This window comes from Xenorhabdus innexi, from assembly GCF_002632485.1.
In the GTDB taxonomy this organism is placed as follows: Bacteria; Pseudomonadota; Gammaproteobacteria; order Enterobacterales; family Enterobacteriaceae; genus Xenorhabdus; species Xenorhabdus innexi.
In genome coordinates this window covers 1-2,767 of the sequence record NZ_NIBU01000134.1, presented here as the reverse complement: position 1 = coordinate 2,767, position 2,767 = coordinate 1, and the positions used below count along the sequence as shown (strand labels likewise).

Annotated in this window: 3 protein-coding genes; all 3 read left to right on the top strand. The window is 56.7% G+C overall.

Annotated elements, in window-relative coordinates; all coding sequences use genetic code 11:
- A partial coding sequence (locus Xinn_RS23775) for a C40 family peptidase (protein ID WP_099137788.1) occupies positions 1-654 on the top strand: 654 nt, incomplete at its 5' end.
- On the top strand, positions 654-1,229 hold the full coding sequence (locus Xinn_RS23770; protein WP_086954065.1) for a tail assembly protein: 576 nt from the start codon (positions 654-656) through the stop codon (positions 1,227-1,229). The genes Xinn_RS23775 and Xinn_RS23770, both read left to right, overlap by 1 nt.
- A gap of 57 nt (positions 1,230-1,286) precedes the next feature.
- A partial coding sequence (locus tag Xinn_RS23765) for a TipJ family phage tail tip protein (protein ID WP_169923641.1) occupies positions 1,287-2,767 on the top strand: 1,481 nt, incomplete at its 3' end.

Here is a 2,767-nt window from a genome sequence, read left to right as displayed (position 1 = left end):
CCTCATGAGTGTTGTGGTCTGGTGATCCAGAATCACCGAAAACAACAATACATTCCCTGTCGTAATACCGCCACCTCACCGACTGAACAGTTTAGTTTGCATCCAGCCGATTATGCAGCAGCAGAGGATGCCGGCACGATTGTCGCTATTGTGCACAGTCACCCGGATGCTACCACCCAGCCCAGCCAGTTAGATATTGCCCAGTGTGACCTGTCACAATTGCCGTGGGTGATTGTGTCATGGCCGGAGGGGGATATCCGTACTCTGATGCCGACTGAGGGGATAAAACCCCTATTAGGTCGTCCGTTTGTTCATGGCATTTGGGATTGTTACGCCATTGTGCGTGACTGGTATCGACTGGCGCGTAATATTGATATCCCAGACTTTGCACGTACCGATGGGTGGTGGCAACGGGGTGAAAATCTCTATATGAAGCACTATGCGTCAGCGGGCTTTGCGGAAGCTGACGGGGAGTTGCAGGTGGGGGATGTGATCATTATGCAGGTGCAGGCCAATGAACCCAATCATGCGGGGATCTACCTCGGTGACGGGCTGCTGTTGCATCACCTGTACGGTCAACTCAGTCAACGCGTGCCCTACAGTGGTTACTGGCAGGAGCGCACCATCAAAATCGTCCGGTATCAGGAGGCTTAATGGACGCTGTACGCACAATACGGTTATACGGCACACTCGGTACGCAGTTCGGGCGTGAGTACCGGCTGGCGGTTTCCTCGCCGCAGGAAGCTATCCGGGCGCTGTCGGTCTTACTTGACGGCTTTGAACAGTATCTGTTGACCGCCCGGGAGCGGGGTCTCACCTTTGCTGTGTTTATCGGCCAACGCAATATCCAGCAGGACGAACTGGCGTTTGCCGGAAACGGCGACATCCGCATTGCCCCGGTGATTATCGGCAGCAAAAAAGCCGGGGTGCTCCAGACCATCCTCGGGGCGGTGATGGTGGTCGCCGGGGCATTCCTGTGGGCCACGCCGTTTGGTCTCCCGATGGTGATGTCCGGGGTGGGGATGATGCTCGGTGGCGTGGTACAGATGCTCTCGCCGATGCCGGGCGGACTGGCACGACGGGAAGACCCGGACAATAAACCCTCCTATGCCTTTGGGGGGCCGGTGAACTCCATTGCACAGGGGAATCCGGTGCCGATAGGGTATGGCAAACGGCGCATCGGGGGGGCCATTATCTCCGCCGGCATTTACGCCGAAGATCAGCAGTAAACCTTCAACAATTTTCAATCAGGTCGCTCCGGCGGCTTTTTTTATGGGGAAACCAGGATGCAGCATTTGATTCAGGGCCGTAAAGGGGGCAGCGACAGCCCGCGCACCCCCGTGGAGTCGCCGGATTCCCTGCAATCCACGTCATACGCCAAAATCTTACTGGCGTTAGGGGAAGGGGAATTTGCCGGGGGACTGGATGGCTCGCGTATCTTTCTGGATAACACGCCGCTTATCGGGCCGGACGGCAAAGCCAATTTTGAGGGCGTGCAGTGGGAGTTTCGCCCCGGCACCCCGCATCAGGACTATATCAAAGGCGTTCCGGCGGTTGAAAATGAACTGACCGTGGGCACGGAGTTAACCGAATCATGGGTCAGGTCAGTCACCAATACCCATCTGTCGGCTGTGCGTATCCGCTTATCATGGCCCCAGTTGCAGACACAGAAAGAGGACGGGGATACCGTCGGCTACCGGATTGAGTATGTCATTGAAGTGGCGACCGATGGCGGGGCGTATCAGGAAGTGCTGAAAACGGCAGCCGATGGTAAAACGACCACCAAATATGAACGCTCTCACCGCATCGATCTGCCTAAGGCACACGCAGGCTGGCAGGTCCGGGTGCGACGGTTGACGCCGAAGCAGAACAGCAACCGGATTGCCGATGCGATGATGGTGGAAGCCATCACCGAAGTGATCGACGCCAAACTCAGTTACCCCGAAACCGCCTTATTGTTCGTGCAGTTTGATGCCCGGCAATTTCGCAATATTCCGCAGATATCATGCGAACCGAAGATGCGGGTCATTCGGGTGCCGGATAACTACCACCCCGACAGCCGCACTTATGCCGGGGTCTGGTCAGGACAGTTTAAATGGGCGTGGAGTGACAACCCCGCGTGGGTGCTGTATGACCTGATGCGCAGTGACCGGTTCAGCATCGGTATGCGGGTGAAAGCCGAAAACCTGTCTTTGGCAAAATGGGATTTATACCGCATCGCCCAGTATTGTGATCAGCTCGTGCCGGACGGCAAAGGGGGCACCGAGCCGCGCCATACCTGCAATGTCTACATCCAGTCACAGGAAGAGGCATGGACGGTGTTGCGGGATATTGCCGGTATCTTCCGGGGCATGACGTACTGGGCAAACAATAACATGAACGTGCTGGCGGATATGCCCCGTGACATGGATTTTATCTATACCCGGGCCAACGTGCGTGACGGCAAGTTTGTGTACAGCAGTGCCAGTGAGAAGACCCATTACTCGACGGCGATGGTGAGCTGGTCAGACCCACAGAACGGCTATCAGGATGCGGTTGAGCCGGTCTTTGACCCCCGGTTAATCCGCCGTTTTCAGGTCAGACAGGCGGATGTGACGGCCATTGGCTGTACCCGCCAGAGTGAGGCTATCCGGCGCGGCAAGTGGATATTGCACACCAACGAATATGACCGGATGGTCACGTTTACCGTGGGGCTGGACGGCAAAATCCCGTTACCCGGTTACATCATCGGGGTGGCGGATGAAATGCTGGCCGGTCGCGCACTGGG

Excerpts from the sequence above, each read along its gene's own strand:
- Xinn_RS23770 (WP_086954065.1), top strand. The coding sequence starts at position 654 with ATGGACGCTGTACGCACAATACGGTTATACGGCACACTCGGTACGCAG.